At 65.6% G+C, this 26,115-nt stretch carries 25 protein-coding genes and 1 pseudogene; 11 read left to right on the top strand and 15 right to left on the bottom strand.

The genetic code is table 11. The annotated features are described in order from the left end of the window. Positions 1 to 85: 85 nt before the first annotated feature. Both ABEA50_RS29380 and ABEA50_RS29375 read left to right on the top strand, forming a co-directional pair. Positions 86 to 1,105, top strand: a complete 1,020-nt coding sequence (locus tag ABEA50_RS29380) for an AurF N-oxygenase family protein (RefSeq protein ID WP_345499627.1) — start codon at positions 86 to 88, stop codon at positions 1,103 to 1,105. A 5-nt stretch (positions 1,106 to 1,110) separates the two neighbouring features. Continuing rightward, complete coding sequence (locus tag ABEA50_RS29375; RefSeq protein ID WP_345499626.1) at positions 1,111 to 2,706, top strand: FAD-dependent oxidoreductase; 1,596 nt, start codon at positions 1,111 to 1,113, stop codon at positions 2,704 to 2,706. 3 nt (positions 2,707 to 2,709) lie between these two features. On the opposite strand, the gene ABEA50_RS29370 is transcribed toward ABEA50_RS29375, so the two are convergent. Beyond that, positions 2,710 to 3,486: an SDR family NAD(P)-dependent oxidoreductase gene (locus ABEA50_RS29370; protein ID WP_345499625.1), complete on the bottom strand. Its 777-nt coding sequence runs from the start codon at positions 3,484 to 3,486 to the stop codon at positions 2,710 to 2,712. A 546-nt stretch (positions 3,487 to 4,032) separates the two neighbouring features. On the opposite strand from ABEA50_RS29370, the gene ABEA50_RS29365 reads away from it, so the two are divergent. After that, positions 4,033 to 6,306: an Hsp70 family protein gene (locus ABEA50_RS29365; RefSeq protein ID WP_345499623.1), complete on the top strand. Its 2,274-nt coding sequence runs from the start codon at positions 4,033 to 4,035 to the stop codon at positions 6,304 to 6,306. Positions 6,307 to 6,770: 464 nt separating this feature from the next. On the opposite strand, the gene ABEA50_RS29360 is transcribed toward ABEA50_RS29365, so the two are convergent. The 6 genes from ABEA50_RS29360 to ABEA50_RS31080 all read right to left on the bottom strand — a co-directional run bounded on the left by ABEA50_RS29360 (position 6,771) and on the right by ABEA50_RS31080 (position 12,677). Then, on the bottom strand, positions 6,771 to 7,508 hold the full coding sequence (locus ABEA50_RS29360) for a sirohydrochlorin chelatase (RefSeq protein WP_345499622.1): 738 nt from the start codon (positions 7,506 to 7,508) through the stop codon (positions 6,771 to 6,773). Position 7,509: 1 nt separating this feature from the next. Next, entirely contained in the window at positions 7,510 to 8,805 is a 1,296-nt protein-coding gene (locus ABEA50_RS29355; RefSeq protein WP_345499621.1) for a sulfate adenylyltransferase subunit 1, read from the bottom strand. Next, on the bottom strand, positions 8,805 to 9,815 hold the full coding sequence (cysD, locus tag ABEA50_RS29350; RefSeq protein ID WP_345499620.1) for a sulfate adenylyltransferase subunit CysD: 1,011 nt from the start codon (positions 9,813 to 9,815) through the stop codon (positions 8,805 to 8,807). Before cysD ends, ABEA50_RS29355 begins: the two co-directional genes overlap by 1 nt. Positions 9,816 to 9,838: 23 nt before the next feature. Beyond that, on the bottom strand, positions 9,839 to 10,558 hold the full coding sequence (locus ABEA50_RS29345) for a phosphoadenylyl-sulfate reductase (RefSeq protein WP_345499619.1): 720 nt from the start codon (positions 10,556 to 10,558) through the stop codon (positions 9,839 to 9,841). 34 nt (positions 10,559 to 10,592) lie between these two features. After that, complete coding sequence (locus ABEA50_RS29340) at positions 10,593 to 12,458, bottom strand: nitrite/sulfite reductase (protein WP_345499618.1); 1,866 nt, start codon at positions 12,456 to 12,458, stop codon at positions 10,593 to 10,595. 126 nt (positions 12,459 to 12,584) lie between these two features. Then, positions 12,585 to 12,677 (bottom strand): Ms4527A family Cys-rich leader peptide, encoded by a 93-nt coding sequence (locus ABEA50_RS31080; protein ID WP_425577741.1) that lies wholly within the window; start codon positions 12,675 to 12,677, stop codon positions 12,585 to 12,587. Between the two features lie 336 nt (positions 12,678 to 13,013). On the opposite strand from ABEA50_RS31080, the gene hemW reads away from it, so the two are divergent. Next, positions 13,014 to 14,210 (top strand): radical SAM family heme chaperone HemW, encoded by a 1,197-nt coding sequence (gene hemW, locus ABEA50_RS29335; protein WP_425577747.1) that lies wholly within the window; start codon positions 13,014 to 13,016, stop codon positions 14,208 to 14,210. Between the two features lie 93 nt (positions 14,211 to 14,303). Next, positions 14,304 to 14,522: a hypothetical protein gene (locus ABEA50_RS29330; RefSeq protein WP_345499617.1), complete on the top strand. Its 219-nt coding sequence runs from the start codon at positions 14,304 to 14,306 to the stop codon at positions 14,520 to 14,522. Between the two features lie 200 nt (positions 14,523 to 14,722). Here the strand turns inward: ABEA50_RS29330 and ABEA50_RS29325 are convergent. Continuing rightward, positions 14,723 to 14,904 (bottom strand): annotated as a pseudogene (locus ABEA50_RS29325) (HAD family hydrolase); the annotation flags it as partial. A gap of 205 nt (positions 14,905 to 15,109) precedes the next feature. Here ABEA50_RS29325 and ABEA50_RS29320 point away from each other — a divergent pair. After that, on the top strand, positions 15,110 to 15,913 hold the full coding sequence (locus ABEA50_RS29320; RefSeq protein ID WP_345499616.1) for an alpha/beta fold hydrolase: 804 nt from the start codon (positions 15,110 to 15,112) through the stop codon (positions 15,911 to 15,913). A gap of 43 nt (positions 15,914 to 15,956) precedes the next feature. Here the strand turns inward: ABEA50_RS29320 and ABEA50_RS29315 are convergent, their stop codons facing one another. After that, positions 15,957 to 16,535 (bottom strand): TetR/AcrR family transcriptional regulator, encoded by a 579-nt coding sequence (locus tag ABEA50_RS29315; protein WP_345499614.1) that lies wholly within the window; start codon positions 16,533 to 16,535, stop codon positions 15,957 to 15,959. A gap of 112 nt (positions 16,536 to 16,647) precedes the next feature. Here ABEA50_RS29315 and ABEA50_RS29310 point away from each other — a divergent pair, with 112 nt between their 5' ends. The 3 genes from ABEA50_RS29310 to ABEA50_RS29300 all read left to right on the top strand — a co-directional run bounded on the left by ABEA50_RS29310 (position 16,648) and on the right by ABEA50_RS29300 (position 20,136). Then, positions 16,648 to 17,553, top strand: coding sequence for a DAPG hydrolase family protein (locus ABEA50_RS29310; RefSeq protein ID WP_345499613.1), 906 nt, complete (start codon positions 16,648 to 16,650; stop codon positions 17,551 to 17,553). Positions 17,554 to 18,084: 531 nt separating this feature from the next. Further along, a complete protein-coding gene (locus ABEA50_RS29305; protein WP_345499612.1) occupies positions 18,085 to 18,528 on the top strand; it encodes a group I truncated hemoglobin in 444 nt (147 codons plus the stop codon). Between the two features lie 690 nt (positions 18,529 to 19,218). Continuing rightward, positions 19,219 to 20,136, top strand: a complete 918-nt coding sequence (locus ABEA50_RS29300) for an LLM class flavin-dependent oxidoreductase (protein ID WP_345499611.1) — start codon at positions 19,219 to 19,221, stop codon at positions 20,134 to 20,136. A 360-nt stretch (positions 20,137 to 20,496) separates the two neighbouring features. Here the strand turns inward: ABEA50_RS29300 and ABEA50_RS29295 are convergent, their stop codons facing one another. Continuing rightward, positions 20,497 to 20,907 (bottom strand): Dabb family protein, encoded by a 411-nt coding sequence (locus tag ABEA50_RS29295; protein WP_345499610.1) that lies wholly within the window; start codon positions 20,905 to 20,907, stop codon positions 20,497 to 20,499. Between the two features lie 42 nt (positions 20,908 to 20,949). Next, positions 20,950 to 21,618 (bottom strand): ABC transporter permease, encoded by a 669-nt coding sequence (locus ABEA50_RS29290; RefSeq protein WP_345499609.1) that lies wholly within the window; start codon positions 21,616 to 21,618, stop codon positions 20,950 to 20,952. A 702-nt stretch (positions 21,619 to 22,320) separates the two neighbouring features. Here ABEA50_RS29290 and ABEA50_RS29285 point away from each other — a divergent pair. Beyond that, positions 22,321 to 22,950 carry a TetR/AcrR family transcriptional regulator gene (locus ABEA50_RS29285; RefSeq protein WP_345499608.1) on the top strand — a complete coding sequence of 210 codons (630 nt, stop codon included), beginning with the start codon at positions 22,321 to 22,323 and terminating at the stop codon, positions 22,948 to 22,950. 21 nt (positions 22,951 to 22,971) lie between these two features. Here the strand turns inward: ABEA50_RS29285 and ABEA50_RS29280 are convergent, their stop codons facing one another. Both ABEA50_RS29280 and ABEA50_RS29275 read right to left on the bottom strand, forming a co-directional pair. Then, positions 22,972 to 23,790, bottom strand: a complete 819-nt coding sequence (locus ABEA50_RS29280; RefSeq protein ID WP_345499607.1) for an SDR family oxidoreductase — start codon at positions 23,788 to 23,790, stop codon at positions 22,972 to 22,974. 4 nt (positions 23,791 to 23,794) lie between these two features. Then, positions 23,795 to 24,223, bottom strand: a complete 429-nt coding sequence (locus tag ABEA50_RS29275) for a hypothetical protein (RefSeq protein ID WP_345499605.1) — start codon at positions 24,221 to 24,223, stop codon at positions 23,795 to 23,797. 209 nt (positions 24,224 to 24,432) lie between these two features. Between ABEA50_RS29275 and ABEA50_RS29270 the strand changes: the two genes are divergently transcribed. Beyond that, on the top strand, positions 24,433 to 24,600 hold the full coding sequence (locus ABEA50_RS29270) for a hypothetical protein (protein WP_345499604.1): 168 nt from the start codon (positions 24,433 to 24,435) through the stop codon (positions 24,598 to 24,600). A 68-nt stretch (positions 24,601 to 24,668) separates the two neighbouring features. Here ABEA50_RS29270 and ABEA50_RS29265 read toward each other — a convergent pair whose 3' ends face one another. Both ABEA50_RS29265 and ABEA50_RS29260 read right to left on the bottom strand, forming a co-directional pair. Further along, the gene (locus tag ABEA50_RS29265) at positions 24,669 to 25,235 is read right to left on the bottom strand and encodes a DUF3558 domain-containing protein (protein ID WP_345499603.1); all 567 of its coding nucleotides are present in this window, start codon (positions 25,233 to 25,235) and stop codon (positions 24,669 to 24,671) included. Positions 25,236 to 25,293: 58 nt separating this feature from the next. Further along, complete coding sequence (locus ABEA50_RS29260; protein WP_345499602.1) at positions 25,294 to 26,070, bottom strand: ESX secretion-associated protein EspG; 777 nt, start codon at positions 26,068 to 26,070, stop codon at positions 25,294 to 25,296. Positions 26,071 to 26,115 lie beyond the last annotated feature (45 nt).

Here is a 26,115-nt window from a genome sequence, read left to right as displayed (position 1 = left end):
GGCCGGGAATGTTGACGTGACTCGTCTTTGCTGTAACTATGGATTACAGATAAACAGTCCAAGCCTAGGAGAGGCAGTGACGACGATGTCCACAGCTGTGACGCCAACGACCGACACCGATCCGACGATCGATCCGGATCTGGCGAAGGCGCAGGAGTACGCCGCCAAGCTTCTGCTGCTCTCCGAGGGCTCGGTCAACAAGCACTTCGATCCCTTCGAGGACATCGATTGGGATAATCCCGACTTCGCCCCCGACGCCGGGGCGCGGCGCTGGATCCTGCCCGCCTCGGCCGACCTGATCGGTCGTCACCCGTGGTACCTGGCGCTGCCCGAGGAGCGTCAGATCGAGATCGGCAAGTATCGCCAGGCCAATGTCGCCAAGGTCGGCTTGCAGTTCGAGACGATCCTGATCAGCGGCATGTCGGTGCACAATTTCGGTCTGCCCAACGGCTCGCCCGAGTTCCGCTACTGCTCCCACGAGATGATCGAGGAGCACAACCACACCCTGATGTTCCAGGAGATGGTGAACCGGATCGGTATCGACGTGCCGGGAATGGGTCCGGGGACGCGGTTCTTCCGTTTGATCGGGGCGCCGGTGGCCGCGCTGCTGCCGAATCTGTTCTTCATGGCTGTGCTCGCCGGTGAGGAGCCGATCGATCACATCCAGAAGCAGGTCCTGCGCTCCGACGACGAGGTGCACCCGATCATGCGCGGCGTGATGGCTATCCACGTCGCCGAGGAGGCGCGCCACATCTCCTTCGCGCACGAGTTCCTGAAGACGCACGTGCCCGAGGTGAACAAGTTCTACAAGGGTGTGCTTTCGCTGGCCATGCCGCTGGTGATGCGGATTCTCGGCCGGTCGATCTTCACCCCGCCACGTTCGTTCTTCCGTAAGTTCGATATCCCGGACGAGGTGCGCAAGGACCTGTTCTACGGCTCGAAGGAGTCCAAGCAGACCTTCAGCGACTTCTTCGGTGACGTGCGCACGTTGGCCACCGAGCTCGGCCTGATGAACCCGGTGGCCAAGGCGATGTGGAAGTTGTGCGGAATCGACGGCCACACCACTCGGTACCGTTCGGAGCCGTTGCGCGGCAAGGTCGCCTGAGCGCGATGCCCTACGTCGTCACCCAGTCGTGCTGTAGCGACGCGTCGTGTGTGTACGCCTGCCCGGTGAACTGCATTCACCCGACGCCCGACGAGCCGGACTTCGCCACCGCCGATCAGCTCTACATCGACCCCAAGTCGTGTGTGGACTGCGGCGCGTGCGCGGAGGCCTGCCCGGTCGACGCTATTCTGCCCATGGGCCGACTGGCCGAGGAGCAGCAGCCGTTCATCGAGATCAACGCCGATTTCTATCGGCAGGTGCGCCCGCGGCGGCTGTTGGCCCGGCCGATCGAGGCCGCCGAGATCCACACCGAGCGCCAACCCCTGCGCGTGGCGATCGTCGGCTCCGGCCCATCGGCGATGTACGCGGCCGATGAACTGCTCACCCAGCCGGACGTCGCGGTGACGGTGTTCGATCGTCTTCCCGTGCCCTACGGTTTGGCGCGCCACGGCGTCGCGCCGGACCACGAGAAGACGCGCAAGGTCAGCGAACTCTTCGACGTGATGTCGGCCCAGCCCGGGTTCAGCTCATACCTGAATCTCGAAGTGGGACGCGATATTTCGCATGACGAGCTGCGCGAACATTTCCACGCGGTGATCTACGCGGTCGGTGCGTCCACCGACCGCAAGCTCGATATTCCCGGCATGGGTCTGCCCGGCACGGTGTCGGCGACCGACTTCGTGGCCTGGTATAACGGCCACCCCGAGCACGCCGACCGCGATTTCGACCTTTCCGCCGAGCGCGCGGTGATCGTGGGTAACGGCAATGTGGCACTCGACGTCGCGCGCATCCTGACCAGCGACCCGGAGTCGTTGGCGCACACCGCGATCGCGCCGCACGCCTTGGCGGCATTGCGGCAGAGCAAGATTCGGGAAGTCGTTGTACTCGGTCGGCGCGGTCCGCTGGAGTCCGCGTTCACGGTCCCCGAATTCGTCGGGCTGCTCGGCGCCGATGTGGATATCGCGATCGAGGGTGCGCTGCCCGAGTCGGACGAGGGGCTGGCCGGAAATTCCTACCAGGTCGAGCGGAAGTTGCAGTTGTTGCGCAGCGTCGCCGACCGTCCGTTCGGCGACCGTAAGCGCATCGTGTTCCGTTATTTCGCCGCGCCGACCGCCGTTCTCGGTGCCGAACGGGCCGACGGCCTCGAGATCGAACGCACCGAACTCGTCCGCACCGACGACGGTCGCACCCGGGCGGTCGCGACGGGGCAGACGCGGCGCTTGGCCGCCGGTCTGGTCCTCACGTCCGTCGGCTATCGCGGTGTTCCGGTGCCCGGCATGCCGTTCGATGACGCTGCGGGTGTCATCCCGAACCTGGGTGGTCGAGTGTTGGAGCGGGCCGAGGGTGCTGTGTTGCCCGGCGCTTATGTCACCGGCTGGATCAAGCGGGGGCCGACCGGGTTCATCGGGACGAACAAGTCCTGTGCGCAGGAGACGGTGCGCTTTCTCGCGGACGATTTCAACGCGGGGCGGCTGCCTGAACCTGCTGGTAGCGCAGCGGATTTCGATCGGTTGGTGCGTGCGCGTCGCCCGGAGGTGTTGGCCAGCGGCGCGGGCTCGGAGCGACCGGGACTGCTGCGTCGCCTCCTCGCCCGCGCCTGAGCCCTACCGTGCGGTGAAGCCGCCGTCGATGGCCAGTGCCGCACCGGTGACGAAGCTGGCCTCGGTGCTGAGCAGGTAGGCGCACAGCGTCGCGATCTCCTCCGGCGTGCCGAGGCGCCCCATCGGGTGCAACGCGACGATCCCGGCTTTGCCTTCGGGTGTGGCACCGGTGGTCGCGCGGAATGCCGGTGTGTCCACCGCGCCGGAGACCAACGCGTTGACGCGAATGCCGTGTTCGGCGTTCTCCATGGCCGTCGATTTGGTGAGCCCGATGACGCCGTGCTTGGCGGCGGAGTAGGGCGCCAACCCGGCCATGCCGACCATGCCGAGGTTCGACGCGTTGTTCAGTATCGCCCCGCCGCCGGAGGCCAGCAGCGCCGGAACCTGATGGCGCACACCGTAATACACGCTGGTCAGGTTGAGCGCGATTTCGGCTTGCCACCCGTCGGTTGCCACGCCGGTGGGATCGGACGCCGACACCGGGCCGAAGGCGGTGATCGCACCCGCGTTGTTGAACGCCGCGTCCAGTCGGCCGAATTCGGACACCGCCGCGGCGGTGAGCGCGGCCATATCGGCGTCGACGGTGACGTCGGTGGGCACGAACAATGCCTTGCTGCCGATCGCACGCAGTTCGGCGGCGGTGGCTTCGCCCGTGTCCTTGTCCCGGGATCCGAGCACCACCGTGGCGCCTTCGTTGGCGACCCGCAGTGCCACCGCCTTGCCGATTCCCGAGCTGGCGCCGGTGATGAGTACGACCCGATCTGTGAACCGTGCGGTCATTCGTCGTTCCTTTCCCGCTTCGCGATTCCGCCCCTGTGGTGGCCTCGCCCAGTCGATTCAAGTCAGGGGTGGGTAGTGATGCTGGCGGGATTTCGTCGTCGCGTTTGACGCGTCATCTAGCGGCATCGTGTCGATGCCGTTGTGAAAAACGCTCTGCCGCAATGTATTGGTTACCGGCCGGTAAGTGGCGCGAGGGTGGGTGGTTCGGCGTGCGCCAAAACCGACGCCGTGTCGGTTATCGCGGGAATTCACGAGATTGCTGACAGGTTGCGAAAGCGCTTTTCCTGCAATTGGATTGACAATGGGTGGACTGCGTGTGAATCGAATTTACGTGTCCTACCAGGCATTACGCCAAGATTTGATCTTCTTGGCGGATTTTTCGCATCGATTCAGTTTCTAATTCGGTGCCTTCCAGCTAATCTGTGGTGGCTGTTTGGAGACGACCGCGGACACATGGTGCTTTGGTGCTGGACGTGGTCACGGTGCGTTGACGGGATAGCGAAATTGACCACAGGTCTTGGTTTCAGCATCGGTTCAGTGAACTCGATGAGTGCTTCGGTGACCGGCGAGCGGCCTCGGCCGATCGTCCGCGCCAGGCGTACGGCGGTGACGTTCGACAGCACCGGCGGTATTCGGATCGGGGGTATCCCGCAATTCACCTCGGCGGTAACGGATTTCGCCGATCTGACGCGTGATCCCGAACCGGTGATCATCGGCGGGCGCATCTGGTCGCCGGCCAACCTGGTCGCCGCCGTTGTGCACAACCTGCGTGCCGCCGAGCCGACCGACGACGAGGGTACTGCGGCGGTAACCACCTACCCCGCAACGTATTCCGACAAGCAGGTGGCGCTGCTTCGGCAGGCGCTCGATCTCTCCGGTGCCCGTGAGATCGGCTTGATTCCGGAGCCGGTCGCCGCGGCGGAATGGCTCGAACACGAGCACGGTCCGCTCGAACCCGGCTTCGTGCTGGTCTACGACCTCGGCGGCAACAGTCTCGATGTCACCGTGGTACGGGTCGGATCGGACTGGGAAAACCACCCCATGGTCGGAAACCCGGTCCGCTCATACGATTTCGGTGGCAAGCCGCTCGGTGCGATGATCGCGCGCTATGCCCGCGACACCGAGTCGGGCGCTACGGCGTCGGTCTCCGGATTGTCGATGGTGGATACCGACCAACTGCGCGTCACGCACGTGCGTGATTCGCTCGAGGTAGTGCGTTCCGGGGTTCGTCGCGCCGGGATCACCATGTCGGACGTGAGTCGCATCCTGTTGGTCGGCGGTGCCGCACGTCCGGCCGAGGTGGCCGCGACGGTCGCCGAACTCGGTCGCCCCGTGGTGATCTCCACCGACCCCGGTCAGACCATCTCCGCCGGTGCGGCGATCATGGCGGCGAAGACGGCGGGATTCGGCGCGTCGGAGGGCCGGCACAGCGCGCCGAGGGTTGCGGTCTTCTCCAGTGCCGCAGTGGTTTCCGCGGTAGCGATGTCGGCGGCGACGGTTTTCGGTGGTCCCAGTGGCGACCCCGGTTTGTCGCCGTTGCAGAACCGTCCGTTCGGCACCGCCGGTGCCCTGCTCGACAGCAGCACCAGTGTCGCACCGGTATGGACGGCGGTGCCCGCGTCCGGCTGGCTTTCCGGCACATCCACCGGCTCGCCGAAGACCTCCGCCTACGGCCGCTTCATTACCCCCGCGGCGCACGTGACGCCGTACTCGACGTCCACCGACGAGGGTGTGCGGCAGGAGTCTTCGCCTTCCGGCGGTAGCCGACACAGCTTCGAAAGTCACAATCCCACCGAGAACCATCCGGTGCCCAAGCGCGCCAAGAGCGGCGACTACTCCGATCCCGCGTACTTCGTGAACCCGATGCCGTTCGTCAAGCGACTCCCTGTCCCGGCGACGCAAGCGCCGACGCCGCCCGACGACGACAAACCCACCGACCCGCCCCCCGCTACGGACAGCGGTGCGACGAAGCCGGTGTCGCACGGTGATTCGACGAGTGGGGCTGCCTCCGACGCCGCGGATAAGACCCCGAAGGACACCTCGGCCGGAAACCCGTCGAATGGTGGCTGGACCAACCACGACACCGACACCGGTGTCTCCGTCCCTTCTCCCGCGGGCAACCAGACCGGCCACGCACCCGACCTGCCGGATATCCCCGATGGGTCGAGCGATACCACCACCGGCACACCGTCTTCCGGCGAATCCGACACCTCGCCCGGCGCCGGATCTGCTCCGGGCACAGGCACAGGTACTGAGGCAGGGACGGACACCGGGTCAGGCACGGACACTGGTGCCGGGTCGGATACCGGCACCGACACCGGGACAGGTACGGACACTGATGCCGGGACCGGGGTAGGGCCGGATGCCGGAACAGGTACGGGTACTGGTGCCGGGACAGGCACCGGTACAGGGACCGGTAACGGAGCGGGGACCGGCATAGGGACCGGCTCCGACACGGGCGCCGACTCAGGCGGTGCGAGCAACAACGGCGGCCTCTCGACAGGCGCGAGCGGCACCGAATCGTCCCGGAACAACTCCACCGGCGCCACCACCCGGAACGGTTCTCTCGGCAACCACTCCTCGCCCAATCAGTCCGGCAAGTCCTCGAACAGCCCGTCGAGCGGCGCAACCCCTTCCGGTGGAAACTCTTCCGGAAAATTCGGCGGCTCCACCGGCGGCTCGACCTCACACACCGGTTCCACCGGCCGAACCGGCAGCTCACCCTCCGGCGGCCTGTCCTCGCGTGGGAGCTCCCTCGGCGGCGGCACCTCCGGCGGTTCACACAGCGGCGGCATGGGCGGCGCACGCGGCAGCCACTAGCGCCGAGTGGTGACGGACCTGGAGATAGTCGAGCGTCCAACCACGACGGCAACCCGAGAAGCTGTCCGAAAAACTGCCAAAGATGGCAGTTCCGCCACTTCCGGCCGTGTGGTCACGGTATCGGCAGCCTGAAGGGATGGACACGAACGCTCCACACGTGGCTGGGAATCTGGATCAACGAATACGGCTCGGCTGAACAGTCACGGGTAAGGGTCCGGTTTCGGTTTCAGACCAGCTCATTCAAACGTTCGAGAGCCAGACGCACGCCCTTTCACGAACCTCGGGGATAACGCTTCGACATGATGACGGCCATCTCCTCCAAGACTGGACGCGGTCCCAAACCCGTGACGGGGGTTTCATAGCGGTCCAGGAGAACTACGGTGAGGGTGGCGTGTGGGCCGGTCTGCGCCGCCGGGTGTTGCGTCGGGTACTGCTGCGTTGAGAGTCGTTCTGTGGCCAAGTGTTCAGGCGCTGAGGCGCAGCCCTACGGGGCTCGCTGACGTGTAGCGGTCGAGGATGACCTCGGTCAGGGCGGTGTGTGGGCCGATCGGTTCCGCGAGTGGTATGTCGGGTACTGCTCGGCTCAGTCGGTCGGTGAGTAGGCCGGGGGCGAGGAACCAGGGGGCGAGCAGGATTTCGGTGGCGCCTCGGGTGCGTAGGCGGGAAACCGCTTCGGTGACAGAGGGTTCGGTGGTGACGAAGCAGATGTGGGTGTGCCAGCCGGTGTCGGAGGACAGGCGTTGTGCCACCTCGGCGGTGCGGGTATTCGCCTCGGGGGAGGACGATCCCACCGCTGCTACCGCGACACCCAGTCGGTGGTTTCCCGGACGTGACGCCGCTGTCACGCGATCACGGAGTGCCGCGATCAAGCGCTCGTCGGGGCCGAGCACGTCGGCTTGGACGAGTCGCAGACCAGGGTGGCGCGCGCCTGCCGAGGCCAAGAGGCCGGGCAGGTCGACGCGGGCGTGAAAAGCACTGCCGAGTAACAGTGGCGTCACCACGGCGTGTGTATGTCCCTGTGCGGCAACGGCATCCACCACCTGCTCGACCGAAGGGGCCGAGAGGTCCAGGAACGCCAGTCGCACATCGAGATCGGGGCGAGCGGCCCGCAACTGATCGACAACCGCCGCCATGGTGGCTGCCGAGCGGGGATCACGGCTGCCGTGTGCCACCGCGATCAGTGCGGGTCGACGATCGTTCATCTCAGACTCCGGCACCGACCTCGACCGAGGAAAGCACGTCCCCGACCAGTCCGGCGCCGAGGGTGTTCCCGCCCGCCGGATCGATGAGCAAGAAGCTGCCGGTGTGCCGGTTGACGCGGTAGTCGTCGGCGGTGATCGGCTCGGCCACCCGCACGGCGATGCGACCGATATCGTTGAGCTGCAACGATTCCGGATTCTCCGCGGCGACGAGGCGTTGCTCGTCGAACCGTTCGATCAGGCTGGCGACGATGGCTTGCGTGGTGCGGGTGCCGTGCTTGAGCAGTAGCCGCGCACCGGGGCGCAACGGCTTGTCACCGAGCCAGCACACGGTGGCTTCGAAGCTCTCCAGTGGTTCGGGTGCGTCGGCGACCGAGGCGATGATGTCGCCCCGCGAGATGTCGACGTCGTCGGCGAGGATCAACGTCACGCTGCGCCCCACCTGGGCCACGGCGAGTTCACCGTCGGGGGTGTCGATGCGTTCCACGGTGGTCCGAATCCCCGAGGGCAGCACGACGACCGCGTCGCCCGGTGCCACCGCACCCGCGGCGATCTGTCCCGCGTAGCCGCGGTAGTCGGGGTGGTCGGCGGTGCGCGGCCGGATCACGTACTGCACCGGGAATCGCAGGCCGAGCGAATGTTCGCCGGTGCTGTCGGCGTCGGCGGGCACCGATTCCAGGTGCTCGATCAGCGAAGGACCGGTGTAGTACGGAGTATTCGTCGAGCGGGTGGCGATATTGTCGCCGTGTAGCGCGGAGACCGGAATCTCCAGCACGTCCTCGCTCGACCAGCCGAGTTTGTCGGTGAGCTGGTTGAATTCGGCGGAGATTTCGGTGAACACGGTGGCGGGGTCGTCGACCAGATCGATCTTGTTCACCGCGAGTACCAGTTTCGGTACGCCGAGCAGCGCGAGCACCGCCGCGTGTCGCCTGGTCTGCTCGATGACACCCTTGCGCGCGTCCACCAGCAGGATCACCAGCTGCGCCGTCGACGCGCCGGACACCGTGTTCCTGGTGTACTGCACGTGTCCCGGGGTGTCGGCGAGCACGAACGAACGCCGTGGGGTGGCGAAGTAGCGGTAGGCCACATCGATGGTGATGCCCTGTTCGCGTTCGGCGCGCAGACCGTCGACCAGCAGCGAGAGGTCGGGGGTGGCCAAGCCCTTGTCCACCGAGGCGCGGGTGACGGCGTCGATCTGGTCGGCGAGCACGGATTTCGTGTCGAACAGCAGACGTCCGACCAGCGTGGACTTGCCGTCGTCGACGGAACCGGCGGTGGCCAGCCTCAATAGGTCGGACATCAGAAATAACCTTCTCGTTTGCGGTCTTCCATGGCGGCCTCGGAGACCCGGTCGTCGCCGCGGGTCGCGCCGCGTTCGGTCAATCGGGAGGCGGCGACCTCGGCGAGGATGGCCGTGTTGTCGCCTGCTTCGGACAGGATGGCGCCGGTGGTCGAGCCGTCGCCGACGGTGCGGTAGCGCACCGACCTGGTCTCCAGCTGTTCGTCCTCGGCCGGTCCACCCCACACGCCGGGTGTCATCCACATGCCGTCGCGCTGGTAGACGGGCCGTTCGTGTGCGTAGTAGATGCTCGCGAGGTCGATGTCCTCGCGGGCGATGTAGCGCCAGATGTCGAGCTCGGTCCAGTTGCTCAGCGGGAACACGCGCACGTGTTCGCCCGGCGCGTGCCGTCCGTTGTAGAGGTTCCACAGTTCGGGACGCTGCCGTTTCGGGTCCCATTGTCCGAAGGCGTTGCGCAGGGAGAAGATTCGCTCCTTGGCGCGCGAGCGTTCCTCGTCGCGTCGACCGCCGCCGAATACCGCGTCGAACCGGTGCTCACTGATCCCGTCGAGCAGTGGGACGGTCTGCAAGGGGTTGCGGATGCCGTCGGGTCGTTCGGTGAGCCTGCCGTCGGCCAGGTAGTCCTCCACGCTGGCGACGTGCAGGCGCAGGTCGTAGCGTTCGACCACCTTGTCGCGGAAGGCGAGCACCTCGGGCAGATTGTGCCCGGTGTCGACGTGCAGCAGCGCGAACGGCAGCGGCGCCGGCCAGAACGCCTTGAGCGCCAGGTGCAGCAGGACCGTGGAGTCCTTGCCGCCGGAGAACAGGATGACCGGGCGCTCGAATTCGCCGGCTACCTCGCGGAAGATGTGGATGGCCTCGGATTCGAGGGCGGCGAGGGTGTCGAAATCGCTGATGCCGAGCGATCGTCGGGTCGCCGTGTCGGCTGCCGGGCCGGCAGGCTCGGAGACGGAGGACTCGGAGACCGAAGACACGGTGGAACCGACGTTCTCGGGTTCGGATTGGTTCATAAGCTCACTCGGGATCGTGTCGGTCATGACTGGTGTAGCCCGCATTCGGTTTTGGCCTGACCGGCCCAGCGTCCGCTGCGCGGATCGGAGCCCGGTTCCGGCTTCTTGGTGCACGGTGCGCAGCCGATGGACGGGTATCCCTCCTCCACCAGGGGATTGACCAGGATGCCGTGGCGCTCGATGTAGTCGTCCATCTGTTCGTCCGACCATGCGGCGATCGGGTTGATCTTCACCAATCCGAATGCCTCGTCGAACGAGATCAGTGGCGCGTTGGCGCGGGTGGGCGCCTCCACCCGACGAATGCCGGTAACCCAGGCGTTGTAACCACCGAGCGAGCGTCGCAGCGGTACCACCTTGCGCAGGCGGCAGCATTCCCCGGCGTCGCGGGCGAACAGGTCTTTGCCGAGGATCCGATCCTGTTCGGCGACACTGTGTTCGGGCTCGGCGTTCACCACGTTCACCCCATACACCGCTTCGACGGCGTCGCGGGTGCCGATGGTTTCGGCGAAGTGGTACCCGGTGTCGAGGAACAGCACGTCGACGCCGGCGTGCACCTCGGCGGCGAGATGAACCAGCACGCCGTCCTGCATGTTCGAGGCGACGATGTAGGTGTTGCCGAATGTCTTGTCGGTCCAGCGCAGCAGGTCTGCGGTCGACGCGTCGGTGCCGAGCTCGGCGGCGCCTTGTTCTGCGATCGCTCGCAGCTCGTCCTCGGCCAACTTTCCGGCCAATGTGGTTGTCACGATAGATCTCCCGTCACCACGCCCGAGGCGGGCGCTACCGTAAATCGGCTTCTTCGGCGCGAACGGTCCACTGCGCGAACCGCTCTCCGTCCTGACGTTGTTTGATGTAGTTGCGTACCACCCGGTCGACGTAGTCGCCGAGGTCGGCGCTGGTCACCTTGTGCTGGCGCAGCTTGCGGCCGAACGCGGCCTCGAAGCCGAGCGTGCCGCCGAGGTGCACCTGGAAGCCCTCGACCTGGTTGCCTTCGTCGTCGGTGACGAGTTGTCCCTTGAACCCGATATCGGCGATCTGCGAGCGCGCGCACGAGTTCGGGCAGCCGTTGATGTTGATCGTGATCGGCACGTCCAGTTGGGAGTTCAGGTCCGCGAGGCGCTGCTCGAGCTCGGGGACCAGCGCCTGCGAGCGCTTACGGGTCTCGACGAACGACAGCTTGCAGAACTCGATTCCCGAGCAGGCGACGAGGTTTCGCCGCCACACCGAGGGCCGCGCCTCCAATCCGATGGGCGCCAATTCCTCGATGAGTTCCTCGACCTTGTCGTCGGGCACGTCGAGCACGATCAGCTTCTGATAGGGCGTGAACCGAACCCGATCGGACCCGATGCGTTGCGCGGCGTCGGCGACCTTGGTCAGGATGGTGCCGGAGACGCGTCCCGCGATGGGGGAGAAGCCGACGGAGTTCGTGCCGTTGCGTAGCTTCTGCACGCCGACGTGGTCGATCGTCGCGGTGGGCTGCGCGGGTGCCGGTCCGTCGATCAGCTTGCGCTCGAGATACTTGGTTTCGAGGACTTCGCGGAATTTCTCGATGCCCCAGTCCTTGATCAGGAACTTCAGGCGCGCCTTGGTGCGCAGTCGGCGGTAGCCGTAGTCCCGGAACAGCGAGACCACCGCTTCCCATACGTCGGGCACCTCGTCCAACGGCACCCAGACGCCGACGCGCTTGGCGAGCATCGGGTTGGTGGACAGGCCGCCGCCGACCCACAGGTCGAGGCCGGGCCCGTGTTCGGGGTGGTTCACGCCGATGAAGGCGATGTCGTTGATCTCGTGCACCACGTCCTGCTGACCGGAGATCGCGGTCTTGAACTTGCGTGGCAGGTTGGAGTATTCCTTTTTGCCGATGTAGCGCCGGTTGATCTCGTCGATGGCGGAGGTGGGGTCGAGGACCTCGTCGAACGATTCTCCGGCCAGCGGCGAGCCGAGGACCACGCGCGGGCAGTCGCCGCACGCCTGCGTGGTCTTGAGGCCGACCGATTCGATGCGCCGCCAGATCTCCGGGACGTTCTCCACTTCGATCCAGTGGAACTGCACGTTCTCCCGGTCCGAGAGGTCGGCGGTGTCGCGGCCGAACTCGGTGGAGATTCCGCCGAGGGTGCGCAGCTGTTCGGTGCTGAGCGCACCGGCGTCGCAGCGGATCCGCATCATGAAGTATTCGGCTTCGAGCAGGTCGATGTTCTCGTCGCCGGTCCAGGTGCCGTCGTAGCCCTGTTCGCGCTGGGTGTAGAGGCCCCACCAGCGGAAACGGCCTCGCAGGTCGCCCTTGTCGATCCCGGCGAAACCGGTGTGGGCGTAGATGTTCTCGATCCGATCCCGCACATTGAGCGGGTGGTCGTCCTTCTTGGCCTGCTCGTTGGGGTTGAGCGGTTCGCGGTAGCCGAGGGCCCATTGGCCTTCGGCTTTGCGGCGCACCGGTTTCCCGGTGCGTGCGGTGGGGGTTTTGTCCGCTCGGCCGTCACGCGCCCGTGCGCGGCGTTCGGCCGCTCGGCGTTCGCGTTCGACCGCGACGCGCTCGAGCTGCGCTTCGCGTTCGGCGTCCGACGCTGAATTGTCGGACGCTGAACTGTCAGACACCGAATCGTCAGACACTGATTTGTCGTTGGGACCTGCGTCGGTACTCGACGTCATGGGGTCGCTCCTGCGGGGTGGGTCGAACATCCGTGCTGAAGGCGCGAGGGGCTGGCTCGCGCTTGGCGGTGTCAGCGAACCGGTGGACGTCGGGATCGGGTCGATCCAGGACAGGGTGCCGCTGAGCTACCGGTGACGACCGGGCAGACAGCTGGCACTGCATACGCGCTTGAAGTCGACGTGGCGCCGGGCCACAAGTCGCACTCCTTCAACACGCATGGCAGCCATTGTGCCATGTCAGCGCGGCTGTTCCGACCCCAAGGGGCTATTTTCCGCAATATCGCGGGAAATTCCCAGGATGCCGCGAAATATGTGTGATTGCGGTCATATTCGACGGCCGATCGGCCCAGGGTGATACGTCATGAACCCGAGTTGTGAACGTCGCCACAGTGAAGCTGTCACCCGTCCGCACCCACACGGTCCCCGCTCGCCGCCGCCCGAAGCCGTTCTCGTCGGCCGGTGTGAGCGTGTCGGGCCGACCCGGTTCTGGTCGGTCTCGGGGGCGCGGTGGGGTCCGTCGGTGCGGGGCGGCAGACTGGTGCGGTGAGTTCTGCCGTGTCTGCGCGTACCGGGGCCGAGGTGTCGGTGCCGGTACTTCGTGATTTCGGGGGCGGGGCATTCGGGATCTACGTGCATGTGCCGTTCTGTGCCACCCGGTGCGGGTATTGCGACTTCAATACCTATACGGCGGGGGAGCTCGGCAGTTCGGCGTCGACGCAATCGTGGCTCGACGGGCTGCGCGGTGAATTAGCCACTGCGGCAGAAGTTTTCGATGGATTGCCGAGCGCTACGCCGCAGGTCTCGACGGTCTTCGTCGGTGGTGGCACACCCTCGCTGCTCGGTGGCGACGGGTTGGCCTCGGTGCTGGACGCGGTGCGCGCGCACTTCACGCTCGCCGACGACGCCGAGGTGACCACCGAATCCAATCCGGAATCCACCTCGCCGGAGTTCTTCGCCCGCATTCGCGCGGCGGGGTACACGCGGGTGTCGTTGGGGATGCAGTCGGCGGCCGAGCACGTGTTGCGGGTGCTCGATCGCACGCACACCCCTGGTCGCGCGGTCGCCGCGGCCCGCGAGGCGCGCGCGGCGGGCTTCGAGCACGTCAACCTCGACCTCATCTACGGAACGCCCGGTGAACGTGACGCCGACCTCGATGCCAGCTTGGACGCGGTGCTAGACGCCGGTGTCGACCATGTCTCCGCCTACTCGCTGATCGTGGAGGACGGCACCGCGCTCGCCCGCAAGGTGCGCAAGGGTGAACTGCCCGCGCCCGACGACGACGTACTCGCCGCTCGCTACGAACGCATCGACGCGCGACTGTCGGCGGCGGGACTGACCTGGTACGAGGTGTCCAACTGGGCCGGTAGTGACGCGGCGGCCTGTCGACACAACCTCGGGTACTGGGACGGTGGCGATTGGCTCGGCGCCGGTCCCGGCGCACACAGTCATGTCGGGGGAGTGCGCTGGTGGAATGTCAAACATCCTGCGCGCTATGCCGATCGCGTCGCGCGGGGTGGATTGCCCTCGGCCGGTTGGGAAGCGCTCACCGAGCAGGAACGGTATACCGAACGCGTGATGCTCGCCGTGCGTCTGCGTACCGGCTTGCCGCTCACCGACCTCGACGCATCGGGTCTGCGTGCCGCCGAACGCGTGATCGCCGACGGGTTGGCGACACGAGCGCGGAATCGGCTGATACTCACCGATCGTGGCCGATTACTGGCCGATGGCGTAGTGCGTGACCTGCTGCTATAGCTAACGCGTACTGATAGGCGTCAGGTCTCGGTTCGGTTGCGCTGCGCTGGCATATGGCCTTGGCGTAGGCTTCGAGCAACCTCAAGGAGACTCATGTCGTCGGCAAGACACATCACCCTCATCCATGAACCGGGCGAATTCGCCGAGGCGCGGGCAGCGGAGAAAGCAGAGACAGCGCGACAGAGCGCCGTCGCGGCCCGCACCGTCGCGAGTTATTCACAGAACGCCGATGATTGCCAGTCATTGCTGGCGATGCTCGGTCTCGATGCCCTCGCGGGCAAGCATGCCAAGGTCGTCAGCGACCACGTGTAAGCACCACCGGCGGCCCTTTCCTGGTTCGCTTCCGCTGCTGCGCGCCGCACCGCGAGCGTGGCGCGTACGTAGTGGGTGTTCGATTATTTAGTCGGGCTCGGCTCGACGGGTTCAGGTTTTCTTCCGGGCGCTGATCAACTGTCCCGGCTCCAACGCTCGACCTTGCGCTGCGCGAGGTATCCGGTTCGCCACTCTGGGCCCTCGGCGGCGATCGCCGCAGCGGTGCGCGGGTTGGCCCCGGTGACCATCACCGTGCGGATATCCATCCGCCGCATTTCTCGAACCGTTGGCGCATACCGGGTTTCACGACGTCGTTCAGGTGAACCACCCCGAGGATGCGAGCGACGCCGTCGGCGTTCTCGCCGACGACCAGCTGGCTGCCGTAAGTTCGGTATCCGGCGCCCCGCATGCGTCTGCGCGAACTCGCTGCCGAAGACCAGGTCAACGGTCTACGATTTCGCTGCGTCGATGAGTTCGAGTGGACTCGGCCCGGCGCTGCTCTCGCTCTGCTTCTTCTCTCGCGCTGATTGTTCGGCCTCGGGATCGCTCGATGGCCACGCATCCAACGACAAGCAGACAGGACGATGATGAACATTTCTCGTGCTCTGCGCGCCGCCGTCGCCGCGCTCGCCATTGCCGTCGCGACGACGATCGCCGCGACGCCCGCCACCGCGGCACCGTTACCCACCGTCGTGCTGGTACACGGCGCGTTCGCCGACTCCAGCAGTTGGGACGGTGTCGCCGCTCAACTCCGTGCGCGTGGATATTCGGTGGTCACCCCGGAGAATCCCTTGCGCGGCCCCGCCAACGACGCCGCCGCCATCCAGCGCACCTTGGACGCGATTGCCGGTCCCGTCGTTCTTGTCGGACATTCCTACGGCGGCACCGTCATCAGCAATGTGCACGACCCCAAGGTCGAATCGCTGGTGTATATCGCCGCCTTCGCGCCGGTGCGGGGCGAATTCGCGCAGTTGGCATTGGATCCGATCCGTTTCCCTGGCAGCCAATTGCTTCCGCCCGCACTCCAGTTGAAGATCGTCGACGACCCGCGCGGGCTCGCCGGCCGCAATCTCGACGCGTTCGTCGCACCGGACCGTTTTCACGATGTCTTCGCTCAGGATGTCACTCCCGAGACGGCGGCGCAGATGAGCGCGCGCCAGCACTCCATCGCGGTCGTGGCCAACCTCGAGCCGTCGGGCCCACCGTCATGGGCCGACACCCCGAGCTGGTATCTGGTCTCCGGGGAAGACCGCGTGATCCCGGCGTCCTCGGAACGTTTCATGGCCCAGCGAATGGGCGCCACCACCAGCGAGATCCCCGCCTCGCACGCCTCGTTGGTGTCGCATCCGACCGAAGTCGCCGAACTGGTGGAGTCGGCCGCGGCTCACTGACCGCGCGACCCTCGGCCGGAATTCTCCACTGCCAGAGCCGCGTTCATGGTTCGAGGCACGACCGCAGATGACGTTGTGCGGCGGTACGAAGCGTGGGAACGGTCAACGGCTCGGCCGTGATCATCGCTTGCCTGGTCAACAACGAATCGATGAAGACGACGAGCAAATCGGCGTGCGGTGTGGCCGACGGGCAGCCCATCCGGGTGAGCAGTTGGCCCGCGTAGTGCACGAAGGCGGCGCGCTGAGCGGCGAACAGCTGGTGCAGCCGAGGGTTTCGGAGTGCCTCCGCGAGGAGTTCGTGCCGGGCTCGCACGCGGTAGACGTGCTCGGGAGCGGTCATCTCGCGCACGAAACCGACGAGCGCTTCGCTCATCGTTTCGGGGTTCGGTGGCGTGGTCTCCGGGAGGAGCAAGGTCGTCGCGGCGGTGTCGATGTCGAGGTCGAACAGGCGCTCGACGGCCAGGTCGAGTAGCCGAGACTTGCTGGGCGCGTGGTAATTCACCGCACCCGGCTTGAGTCCGGCCTCGGCGTCGACCGCGCGATGGGTGAGCCCGCGTGGGCCGGCGGTGGCCAGCACCCGCAGCGCCGCGTCCGCGATCGTTCGGCGTCGCTCGGCCGTCACCGGTCACCCGTTCGCATGTGGTTGACAGTAGTCGCCGCCTGTCCCTACTCTCAACATCCGTTGAGAACTCAACGGATGTTGAGAAACTGATTCCGCGCGCGTGGAGGTTCACATGCCGACTGTCACCCGGCGCACATCGCTACAGTTGGCCGCCGCGGCCGCTCTCGGTCTCACCTTCGCCGGTGCCGCGCGAGCGCACGCGCAAGACCCCAACGTGCGCTATCTCGGATACACCGAGGACGATCAAAAACTGCCTTACGCAAAGTATTTCGTCTCGCACACCGCACCCGTGCCGCAGCGGATCACCGACGCCCTCGCGGGCCCCATCGCCCCCGAGCGGATTCCGTCGCTGTCGCGATTGCCCGAAGATCTCGCCGAACCCGGTTACTCCGAGATCGAATGCGGTTACGGCCAATCGGCCGACGGTGTGCTCTGGGTCGCCGCGCTCACCCCGATGCCCGGCGTGACGGCCGTGATGTGGGACTGGTGGTTCGGCTGGCATTCCACCGAATCGGCGCGCTACAAGTTGTGGCACCCCGACGCGCACTCCTTCGCCGCACTGGCCGAGGACCGCACCGCGTGGCCGGTCTCCGATCGCGAAAAATACATCGACAACACCACTTTCGTCGACGAGTACATCGGCGACCGGATGGAGCAACTGGCCATCACCTTCCGCGACCCGGCCAGCGGTGCGATCGCGGTGCCGGAGGGCAGCACCGTGATCTACGGGCGGGTGGGCAGCAGCGTCGCCCCCGTGGATCTCGGCTGGCTCGCCCACCAAGTTCGCCCCACCGCCGACGGCGCCGAAATGCGCAGCCGCTTCTACCTGAATGTGCCGGGGCTGCACCCGCTCGACCCGGTGCACACCGAACAGGCCCTGCGACGTGGTTCGACCGAACTGCTGCGAAACGCCATCCTCGACCTGGACTTCGCCCGCGACCTCCTCGCGCATTGCGGCGCCGAAATGAACCACCTCGCGGGGTTCCTCCCCGACCTCTGGGCCGAATTCGGTCGCTGAGAGTCACGAAAGTCCTTCGTGCGGAACGTCTGCCGGGGCGGCGCCGACGTGTCGTCGGCGGGTCGTCGAGACTGTGCTGGGAAGGCGGCGGCCGCCGGTTGCCGGTGTGTGGGGCCGCTGCGACTGGAACCTCGCCGTCACCGACAGCACACCCACCGTCACACCCTCGACCCCTGTGTGCCGGGTGCGAATCATCCTGTCGACAGGGGGAGTAGGCGGTATCAGCTTGGGGTCGCTCGGCTGAGCACGCACTTCTTCGGCAGGTCTGCTTGGTCGCGCTCGCCGAACCGCGTGCGGGGCCGGGCTCAGCTCGGGTACGGGATGGTCGCCGGGGTGCCCGGTGGGTAGCCTGTGAACAGGCGATTCGCCGATCCTCTCGGGGGATACTTCGCGGCGCCGACCCATGTTGCCGCAACATCTCATCGGCATTGCCGCCGCGGTGAGATGTGGGTAATTCACCCGCTACCGGGGGAAATCGCACCGCGACATCGACCTAATGGTGACGCAACCCACAGGTGGTGTGCTTGTCGCATGCGAAAGCCCTCCTGGCTCGGGAAGAGCAAGACAGAGACCGCACCCCCCGCGGACAGCACGCCGATCTACGACAAGATCGGCGGTCACGAGGCGCTGGAGGTGGTGGTCGAGGACTTCTATGTCCGGGTGTTGGCCGATGACGAATTGGCCGGCTTCTTCAGCGGCACGAATATGAACAGGTTGAAAGGCAAGCAGGTCGAATTCTTCGCCGCGGCGCTGGGCGGTCCAGAGCCCTATACCGGTGCGCCGATGAAGCAGGTCCATCAGGGTCGCGGCATCACCATGCACCATTTCGGTTTGGTGGCAGGACATCTCGGTGATGCGTTGAAGGAGGCGGGCGTGCCCGGCGACATCATCGCCGACATTCTCACCGCTATCTCCCCACTGGCCCCGGATATCGCCTCCGGCGCGACGACCGCCGATCAGCCTGCGACATCCTGACTTCCGCGCCACCAACTACCAACAGCCCTGGTATCAGCCCGAATCGGCCTGTGCCGACTGCTTCTCAGCGACTACCGCATTGTCGGCTACGGCCTCTTCTCGTTTCTCCGTGAGCCCACACGCACCCGCCGGACGTCATGCTCTGCCGATCGACAGAACACGACGTCCTGGCGGGTGCCGCGCCGCGCACCGTAGGAGGGGTTTAGGCGCGCGGGCGTCGGGTGGTTCTGGGTGCTGTCGTCGACCGAGTGCCTGTGCTCCCGGTCGGGCGCCGAGCAGGGAAAGATCCGAGTAGCGCCGGGGGATGCCGATCAGAACGCCCGCTGCGAGAGTGCGGGCAACGTGTCAGCGACTCTCGGATGGAACGTCGACTCGTTGATCATCGACCCCCTCGAAACGCCGGATTTACCCTCTTCGCAGGGGACGGACCGGCTTTCCCGCCCCCTACAACACTGTCTTGACGCTACCGCCGCCCACCGTGGCGCGCAAGAGAATCACCAACTCGCCTCACGGAATCGATTCCCGGCGTCGATTCAGCTACCCCGTCGGACTGTGCCGCCGAGCCGTCCCTCGGCGCCACCCCACGCGCGGCTGGGGCCATCGGCTCGACCGTCGTGCGTCGGCGAGTGCGGACATGGCGTGAGACGAAGCGTCGACGGGTACGGGATGTTCTGGATTACTGTCGAACGCATGCGCTATGCGACGTCGATCCCACAGCACGCCGCCGACGGCACGTTTCAGCCGCGCGAGCTGCGTGCGTACCTGGATCAGGCCGAGGAATTCGGATTCGAGAGCGCGTGGATGACCGAGCAGGTGCTCGGGTCGGCGTCGAGTTTGAGTCCGCTCGAAACCTTGGCCTTCGCTGCCGCCACTAACGAAGCATTGCGGCTCGGCTGCTCGGTGCTCGTGACGCCCCGGCACAACCCGGTCCACCTCGCCAAACGCCTCAGCACCCTCGACCAGCTGAGCAGGGGACGCCTGGAGGTCGGAATCGGTCTCGGCGGCCGCAATTCCACGCTGTCGGCCTTCGATGTCGATCCCGCCGACAACCTCGTCACCCGTTTCAACGAGGGACTGGCGCTGATGAAGGCGTTGTGGACGCAACCGGTGATCGACCACAACGGCACCTTCTGGCAGCTCGAGGGCGCCACGATGGAACCGAAACCCTTCCAGAAGCCGTATCCGCCACTGTGGTTCGGTGGCCACAAGGCTGCGGCACTGCGTCGGGCGGTGCGGCACGGTGACGGATTCTTCGGCGCGGGTTCCGCGACCACGGCGCGCTTCGCCGAAGAGGTTCCGGTGATTCACGCCGCACTTGCCGAAAGTGGCAGGGCCCCCGAATCTTTCACCATTGCCAAGCGCGTGTACATCGCGGTGGACGACAACGTGGAGCGCGCCCGCGAACGCATGGCCGACGCGCTGATCTACCAGTACGGCGAATTCGGCAAGTCCCTGCTGCCCGTCGCGGTCTGCGGTTCGGCGGAAACCTGCGTGGCGGGCCTGCGCGAGGTAGCGGCGGCCGGAGCCGAACTGATCCTGGTCAATCCACTGTTCGACTCGGCGGCGCAGATGCGGCGGTTGGTGCGCGAGGTCTTACCGCACGTCTAGCAGCCGAACCTACCTACCTGCCGCGCGGGCTTGGTCGACGAATTCGACCGGCAACACCATCGACTACCTGACCCGGCACCCAGTGGGGTCGGATTCTCACTGGCCGTAGCAACGAGCGGGAGTTCGCGTGGCGGTACACCGCGAAGTGGCTTCGTCTGGTGCCGAGTTGTTGTGGTGCGTCCGGTTGTCGACTCGGTGACGGACGGGCGACTGCGCGCGAAGTGTTCCCGCACGTCGAGTAGCCGAGGTTACTGACGGACTCGCGCAGCGGTTTACGCGGCGTGGTCGTGTTCGCGGCGACGCGAATGGGCACCGTCCCCGGTGGGGAAGGTGCCCATTCGCGTCGGCGATCGTGTCGATTCACTCGGTGTGCGAGAGTGCGCTGCTGCCGGTGTGGGAGGCCAGGCCCGACATCAGGGTGACCAGGTGGGGGTCGGCTTCGTAGTTGCGGCGTTGCAGGTCGGCGATTTTGCTGGTGAGTTCGGTGTCGGGGTCGTCGGAGATGTCGAAGGCCTCGAACTTCTCCATCAGGGGGACACCGTATTCCTGGGACTTCGCGTGGCTGGGGTGGGTGAGGTATTCCCAATAGGCGTCGAGGTCTTCGAGGACGAAGACTGCGGCCCAGTCGAATTCGGTGCCGTGTTCGCGTCCGAGGAAAAAGGACTTCACCATGGGCATCGCGCCCTGCTCACGGAACCGGCGCATCGCTTCGTCGAGCTGTTCCTGGGTGACATTGCTCTTCAGGCTCATGCGGTTGGTGTGGTAGATCATCGGAGTCTCCTTGTGTCAGTGGTGGTTTGGTCTTGGTTTGGGTCAGTGGTGGGTGTGGCGGTTGGCTTGGCGGCGGAATTCGAGGAGGGTGGCGATGGCGTAGCCGCCGCCTCCGGCGATGGTGAGGATCCAGAACAGGCCGGTGGTGCCGAAGAAGAGGGCGGTGGTGGAGACGAGGGCGAGGTAGGCGCCGAAGGTGTAGTGCAGGGTGTTGCGGCGGGTGGCGCCTTCGCTGAGGTAGATGAGGCCGACGATGAGGCCGGATCCGGCGGGCCAGAGCATGGTTTGCAGTTCGGGGGCGCCGATGCTGGCGGAGAGGCCGGTGATGGCGAGGAACAGGGCGGTGAAGCCGACGACCCAGGACATGCCGAGGAGTTTTGCGCTGCGGACGTCGTTGTCGCTGGCGCCGCGTTGGGCTCGCAGGGCGGCGCGGGTGGCGTTGACGGTGCCGATGGCCATGCCGATGCCGAGTAGGGCCATGGGCATCCAGCCGGGCATGGCGACGAGGGGGGTGTCGCCGCCGGCGAGGGCGGCGGAGCCGTGGCCGAAGAGGTAGGCGAGGCCGAAGCTGATGTAGGTGGCGCGGTAGTCGACGTCACCGTCGCTGGTGACGGCGGGGGCCGGTGTGGCCTCGGTGGCGGGAGTAACCGTGGCGGTATCGACGGTGGTCGGGGTGGCGATGGTGGGGCGGGTGAGCAGTGCGGTGGTCATGGCGGAAGCCTCCAAGTTGTGGGTGTGATTCACGGTGTGCGATGTCGTGGGAGCCAGCGGCGGGAGCGAGAGAAGCTGAGCCGAAGTGCTGTTCGTCATGAGCTTTCCGTTCTCCGAGCTGTTGAGCTAACAGGTGTAACCCTACGCATGTAAGCCCGCGTAGCGCAAGAGCTAACGCGTGTAAGTTTTGAGTTGTTAGGTCAAAGTCCTGATGGGAGGCCCAAAATCCATCTCGCACGCGCAGGCTCGCGAGGCGGGTGGTTGGTTGTGCGACGAGATCGTCACCGCGGCAATACGCTTCACGGACGGGATCAGATGCCGAGGAGGGTGTCCGCAACGCCTCGCAGCGCGAGATCCCGCGTTGAGGCCCTCCTCGCACTGCGACGCCGAACCTTCGGATTTCTTACCGACGATGTGGTCGTCGCGGTCCGAGCGGGAAACGCCGAGCAGCCGCGTGGTCCGACTGTGGAGGCTGACAATCGAGCGTCTGGATCAGATCTTCGGCTGATTCTGCCTGACCGACCGAGATCCGCGACACGATCTATTCCCTTGGCGCAGTGGCTGATTCGAACACCCTCGGTGTGGCAGGTGCTGCGAGCCAGGTCGAGCTGTCGGCTCCCGGTGTTTGTCCCTTCCTGCCGACAAATCGTGGCGGGATGTGCGTTTTCGTGTGCGCAGGCTCTTGGGCGGCAGAATGACCCTGTGAGCACACACGAGCGGCGACGAATCGATGAGATCGGGGACGAGAGTCGTCGACGCATTCTCGACGCGGCGGAGTCGCTGTTCGCCGAGCGCGGGTTCGACCGCACGTCGTTCGTCGATATCGCCAAACTGTCGGGGATCAGTCGTGGCTCTATCCCGTGGCATTTCAAGAACAAGCACGGACTTTTCATCGCTGTGGTCGACCGTGCACTGGACCGGACGATGGCGCCGGAGTCCTACCCGACCTCACCGACACTCACCGAACTGGCCGAGGATTACGCCAACTGGGTGCGGACCGGCAATACGACACTGGTGTTCATGGCGCTGACCGAGGCCATGGCCAGCACCGGTCCCGTGCACGACCAATACCGCGAGCTCTTCGCCGAACGCCGTCGCCGCCTCGAACTCTGGCTGCGCGCACAGCGTCCCGCCGCCGTTGATCCCGAGATCGCCACGAAACGCGAGCGCGCGTTCGCGGTGGCGTTCACGGGAACGCTGTTCGGGATCCATCTCCAGGCGCTCGTCGACCGGGAGAGTGTCGATTTCGACGAGGCATTGCGCATGGTCGCCGCCGAGTTCGACAGGAATCTGCGCAATGTCTGGGATACCGAAGGCGACCGCGACGGGTGAGCCGCCCTCGGCATCGACCGCTCAGGCGTTTTCCGCGCCCGCCGGAGTGGGGAAAGAGTCGAAGAGGGCTTCCACTCTGGTGCGCAGCACGTCCCGCACGAAATCGTCGGTATGAATCCACATCGCCCGTGCCTGCATGCCCGCGATCACCATCTCGCCGACGTCGTCGATGCTGGTGCCGTTCTTCAGGTAACTCACGCTGTTTCTGCTGGCTTCCGTGCCGCGGAGCACGGAAAGACTTGCTTCGACCGAACCGGTGTTGCTGAGGATTTCGGTGTTCACGGGGCCAGGGCACAGCACGCTCACGTCGATGCCGTGCTCACTCAGCTCCAGCCGCAGCGACTCCGAGAGCCCGACCACGGCGAACTTCGCTGTCGTATACAGCACGCTCCGGTTGGGGATCAGGCCCGCGCCCGAACCGGTATTGACGACATAGCCGCCCGTGCCGCGTTCGATCATGCGTGGCAGAAATGTCTGCAAACCATTGATCACACCGTTGAGGTTGACGCCGAGCGCGACATCCCACTTCTCGTAGGTCCACTGCGATACCGGCGCCGACGGTGCGATACCCGCGTTGTTGAACAGCAAATCGACTGGGCCGAGGGCTGATTCGACCGAATCGGCAGCAGCGGCGAACGCGTCGCGGTCACGGACATCCAGCGGCACCGTCTGCGTCTCGGTGACGTGCGAGAGTTCCTCGCCTGCGCGCTTCAATGCGTCGGCGTCGATGTCGGCCAAGGCGAGCCGCACGCCACGTTTGCTCAGCGCACGCGCGATCCCCAGGCCGATCCCTTGACCGCCTCCGGTAATGAAGGCGACCGAACCATTCCATTCCCGCATGGGATTACCTTTCCTCGATACGTCGACGAAGCCTGCCGGGCGCGGCGCCGATCAGGTGCAGCACGGCGGATGCGGCGGCTGCTTGGAGCAGATAGGGCACGGCGTCGAAGCTCTTCACGTCGGCACCGGTCATGACGGCGTGGATTCCGACCACGACGCCCGCGGCGATCAGCCCGGCAACGGCCCCGCGTGCGGCGGCCGACCACCCGTATCGGTGCTCGTGCCCCGCGAGGATCGCGCCGAGTACACCGATGACCTGCACTGTCCACCACGCCACCACCGACCATTTCAGCGTCGGTCCGGCGAGTGCGCCGAAGATGATCGGCGCGACGATCAACGCGAAGAGTTGGCGTTGTCTGGAGTGCTCGCCGAATGACTTGGCTCGCCGCGTCGCCGAATTCGTCGCGGGTATGTGGGTCTGCTGCTGAGTCAAGATTTCATACTCCTCGTCTAGCGACTGATTCACTGCGGCCAGCCAAATATCCTCGGGCGCTGCAAGATTCCGCTCACTCGCGGAGTGGACGCACCTAGCGGCAGTGCCCGAGCGGTATGCGCCTTTGCACAACTGACGTTACAACATCTCTGTGTCGGCAACATAGAGTTGGCGTTCGACATAGCTGAACAGCGATCGCCGCAGTTCCGTTGACCAGCAAGGATGATCATCTCGGCTTGCTGCTGGCCCCAGATCGGCAGCATCGGCGACTGTTTCATGTGCGGCGGCACTGCCAACCAGTCGTCACACTCGGCGGTGACGGCGACATCGGCACCGAGGATTCCTTGATCTGCCACGACGGGTACGAGCCCGGCTGAATCGTTTGGCAGGAGTCTGCTCCGTCGTCAGTGGTCGGGCACAGCTGTGCCAGCAGCGATGCAGCGTGTTATGCCATTGCGGGAAGTGACGGCGCCAGCTGCTGCGCGAGGTCGACGGCCAAGTCACAAGAATCGAGAGCTGCGGGTCCGCGTGAGGAGCTGAAGCCGTCGAACACGATCTCCAGGCTCCCACCCTTCAACTCCACGTTGACGAGGCATTCGTCCGGAGTGTCTTCGAGTTGTCGAGTGACCACTGCCTGTCGACCGTCGATCACGAGGTCTCGGGTGTACGCAAACTTCTTCCACCGCACCATATCGAGGGTGATATTCGTGGAATGAATGGCCAATACGTCAATATCCGACGTCGTCCATTGGCAACCGCGCCATTCAATGCCACCTGAGGCGCTCGAATTGCTAAGTATCTTCCCCTTCAATCGTGCGGAGTCAATGAACGATTGGGGGAGGTCGTCACATGGTTTGAATCCTGCGGGCGCCTCGGCTGCCATGCCGGAGCCTTCCGTCCCGGCTTGCATCGGCAGAGATCGGCCGGGGATAGATGATCCGCACGCCGCCAATGTCATGACGGTGCCCAGCCCGAGCGCGGCAGCGCGCCAAAAAGTGAGGCTGCGCCTCATGGATCCCCCTGTGTCATCAATGCCAATTATGCTGTTGTCCAACCGGGATTGGTCGCGATCACCAGGCGTCGTCCCGAGCTTCCGCGAGGCGCTTGTTCGCGCGCTCGAGCCAGTTCGCGAACTGACCGGAGAGTTCGGCGGCGACGGTGGGGCGGACAGTGATGTGTTCGCCCCGGAGTTCGGTGTAGCGGCCGTCGTCGGTGATGTCGTGCCATTCCAGGACATTCCACGGTTTCGGACGGGAGTGCAGCGGGGCGGCGTAGAGGAGGGCGCAGCCTCGGCCGTCGAGGGGGCGGTGCAGGAGGCGGGCGTAGCGTTCGCGCGGGGTGTTGCGGGAATTGTCTTCGAAGTAGCTGTCGCCGCGGGGCCGCAATTCGTCGGGGTGGAAGGTTTGCGGCTTCTCGGAGCCGGGCTGGCAGGCGGGAATGGACTTCACGAGGTGTGCGGGCAGGTCCTCGGTGCGGATCATGCGCAGACGGATCGGACCGTGCTCATGGTCGGTGCCCGGCTGCATCAGGGTCACGGCGCGATAGGGCGTGCGTGCGCCGACGATGCGGTACTCGCGCAAGTCTTGCTGACCGGTGCTGTTCTTGTGTTTGCTTGTGCCCCCGAAGATTTCGATCCGCAGATCGGAGGCGCCGAGGGTGTGCAACGCGAGTTGGATCTCCTCCATCTCGTCGGGGCTGTAGCGGTCGCGTACGGCGCGTGCGTGTGCGGCGGCCTGGTCGCGCAAAGGGAAACGACTGGTAAAGCGGAGCGGTCGAGGAAAGCGGTCGTGCGCGGGGCCGTACCACAACGCCGCGAAATCCTCGGCGTCCCACTTCCATTCAGACATTACGATCCAATCTGCGCATGCCACGTCGCCGACGTCGCTCAGGCT

It is taken from the genome of Nocardia callitridis, assembly GCF_039543305.1.
In the GTDB taxonomy this organism is placed as follows: Bacteria; Actinomycetota; Actinomycetes; order Mycobacteriales; family Mycobacteriaceae; genus Nocardia; species Nocardia callitridis.
Note: the sequence above shows the minus strand (reverse complement) of the source record. Positions and strands in the feature narration are given on the sequence as shown.

Bases quoted from the DNA above. Each gene is read 5' to 3' on its own strand.
- ABEA50_RS29340 (WP_345499618.1), bottom strand. From the start codon at position 12,458: ATGACGTCGAGTACCGACGCAGGTCCCAACGACAAATCAGTGTCTGAC.
- ABEA50_RS29290 (WP_345499609.1), bottom strand. From the start codon at position 21,618: ATGACCACCGCACTGCTCACCCGCCCCACCATCGCCACCCCGACCACC.
- cysD (WP_345499620.1), bottom strand. From the start codon at position 9,815: ATGAACCAATCCGAACCCGAGAACGTCGGTTCCACCGTGTCTTCGGTC.
- ABEA50_RS29280 (WP_345499607.1), bottom strand. From the start codon at position 23,790: ATGCGGGAATGGAATGGTTCGGTCGCCTTCATTACCGGAGGCGGTCAA.
- ABEA50_RS29265 (WP_345499603.1), bottom strand. From the start codon at position 25,235: ATGAGGCGCAGCCTCACTTTTTGGCGCGCTGCCGCGCTCGGGCTGGGC.
- ABEA50_RS29355 (WP_345499621.1), bottom strand. From the start codon at position 8,805: ATGTCCGACCTATTGAGGCTGGCCACCGCCGGTTCCGTCGACGACGGC.
- ABEA50_RS29320 (WP_345499616.1), top strand. From the start codon at position 15,110: ATGAACATTTCTCGTGCTCTGCGCGCCGCCGTCGCCGCGCTCGCCATT.
- ABEA50_RS29360 (WP_345499622.1), bottom strand. From the start codon at position 7,508: ATGAACGATCGTCGACCCGCACTGATCGCGGTGGCACACGGCAGCCGT.
- ABEA50_RS29370 (WP_345499625.1), bottom strand. From the start codon at position 3,486: ATGACCGCACGGTTCACAGATCGGGTCGTACTCATCACCGGCGCCAGC.
- ABEA50_RS29365 (WP_345499623.1), top strand. From the start codon at position 4,033: ATGAGTGCTTCGGTGACCGGCGAGCGGCCTCGGCCGATCGTCCGCGCC.
- ABEA50_RS29375 (WP_345499626.1), top strand. From the start codon at position 1,111: ATGCCCTACGTCGTCACCCAGTCGTGCTGTAGCGACGCGTCGTGTGTG.
- ABEA50_RS29310 (WP_345499613.1), top strand. From the start codon at position 16,648: ATGCCGACTGTCACCCGGCGCACATCGCTACAGTTGGCCGCCGCGGCC.
- ABEA50_RS29305 (WP_345499612.1), top strand. From the start codon at position 18,085: ATGCGAAAGCCCTCCTGGCTCGGGAAGAGCAAGACAGAGACCGCACCC.
- ABEA50_RS29260 (WP_345499602.1), bottom strand. From the start codon at position 26,070: ATGTCTGAATGGAAGTGGGACGCCGAGGATTTCGCGGCGTTGTGGTAC.
- ABEA50_RS29330 (WP_345499617.1), top strand. From the start codon at position 14,304: ATGTCGTCGGCAAGACACATCACCCTCATCCATGAACCGGGCGAATTC.
- ABEA50_RS29380 (WP_345499627.1), top strand. From the start codon at position 86: ATGTCCACAGCTGTGACGCCAACGACCGACACCGATCCGACGATCGAT.
- ABEA50_RS29295 (WP_345499610.1), bottom strand. From the start codon at position 20,907: ATGATCTACCACACCAACCGCATGAGCCTGAAGAGCAATGTCACCCAG.
- ABEA50_RS29300 (WP_345499611.1), top strand. From the start codon at position 19,219: ATGCGCTATGCGACGTCGATCCCACAGCACGCCGCCGACGGCACGTTT.
- ABEA50_RS31080 (WP_425577741.1), bottom strand. From the start codon at position 12,677: ATGCGTGTTGAAGGAGTGCGACTTGTGGCCCGGCGCCACGTCGACTTC.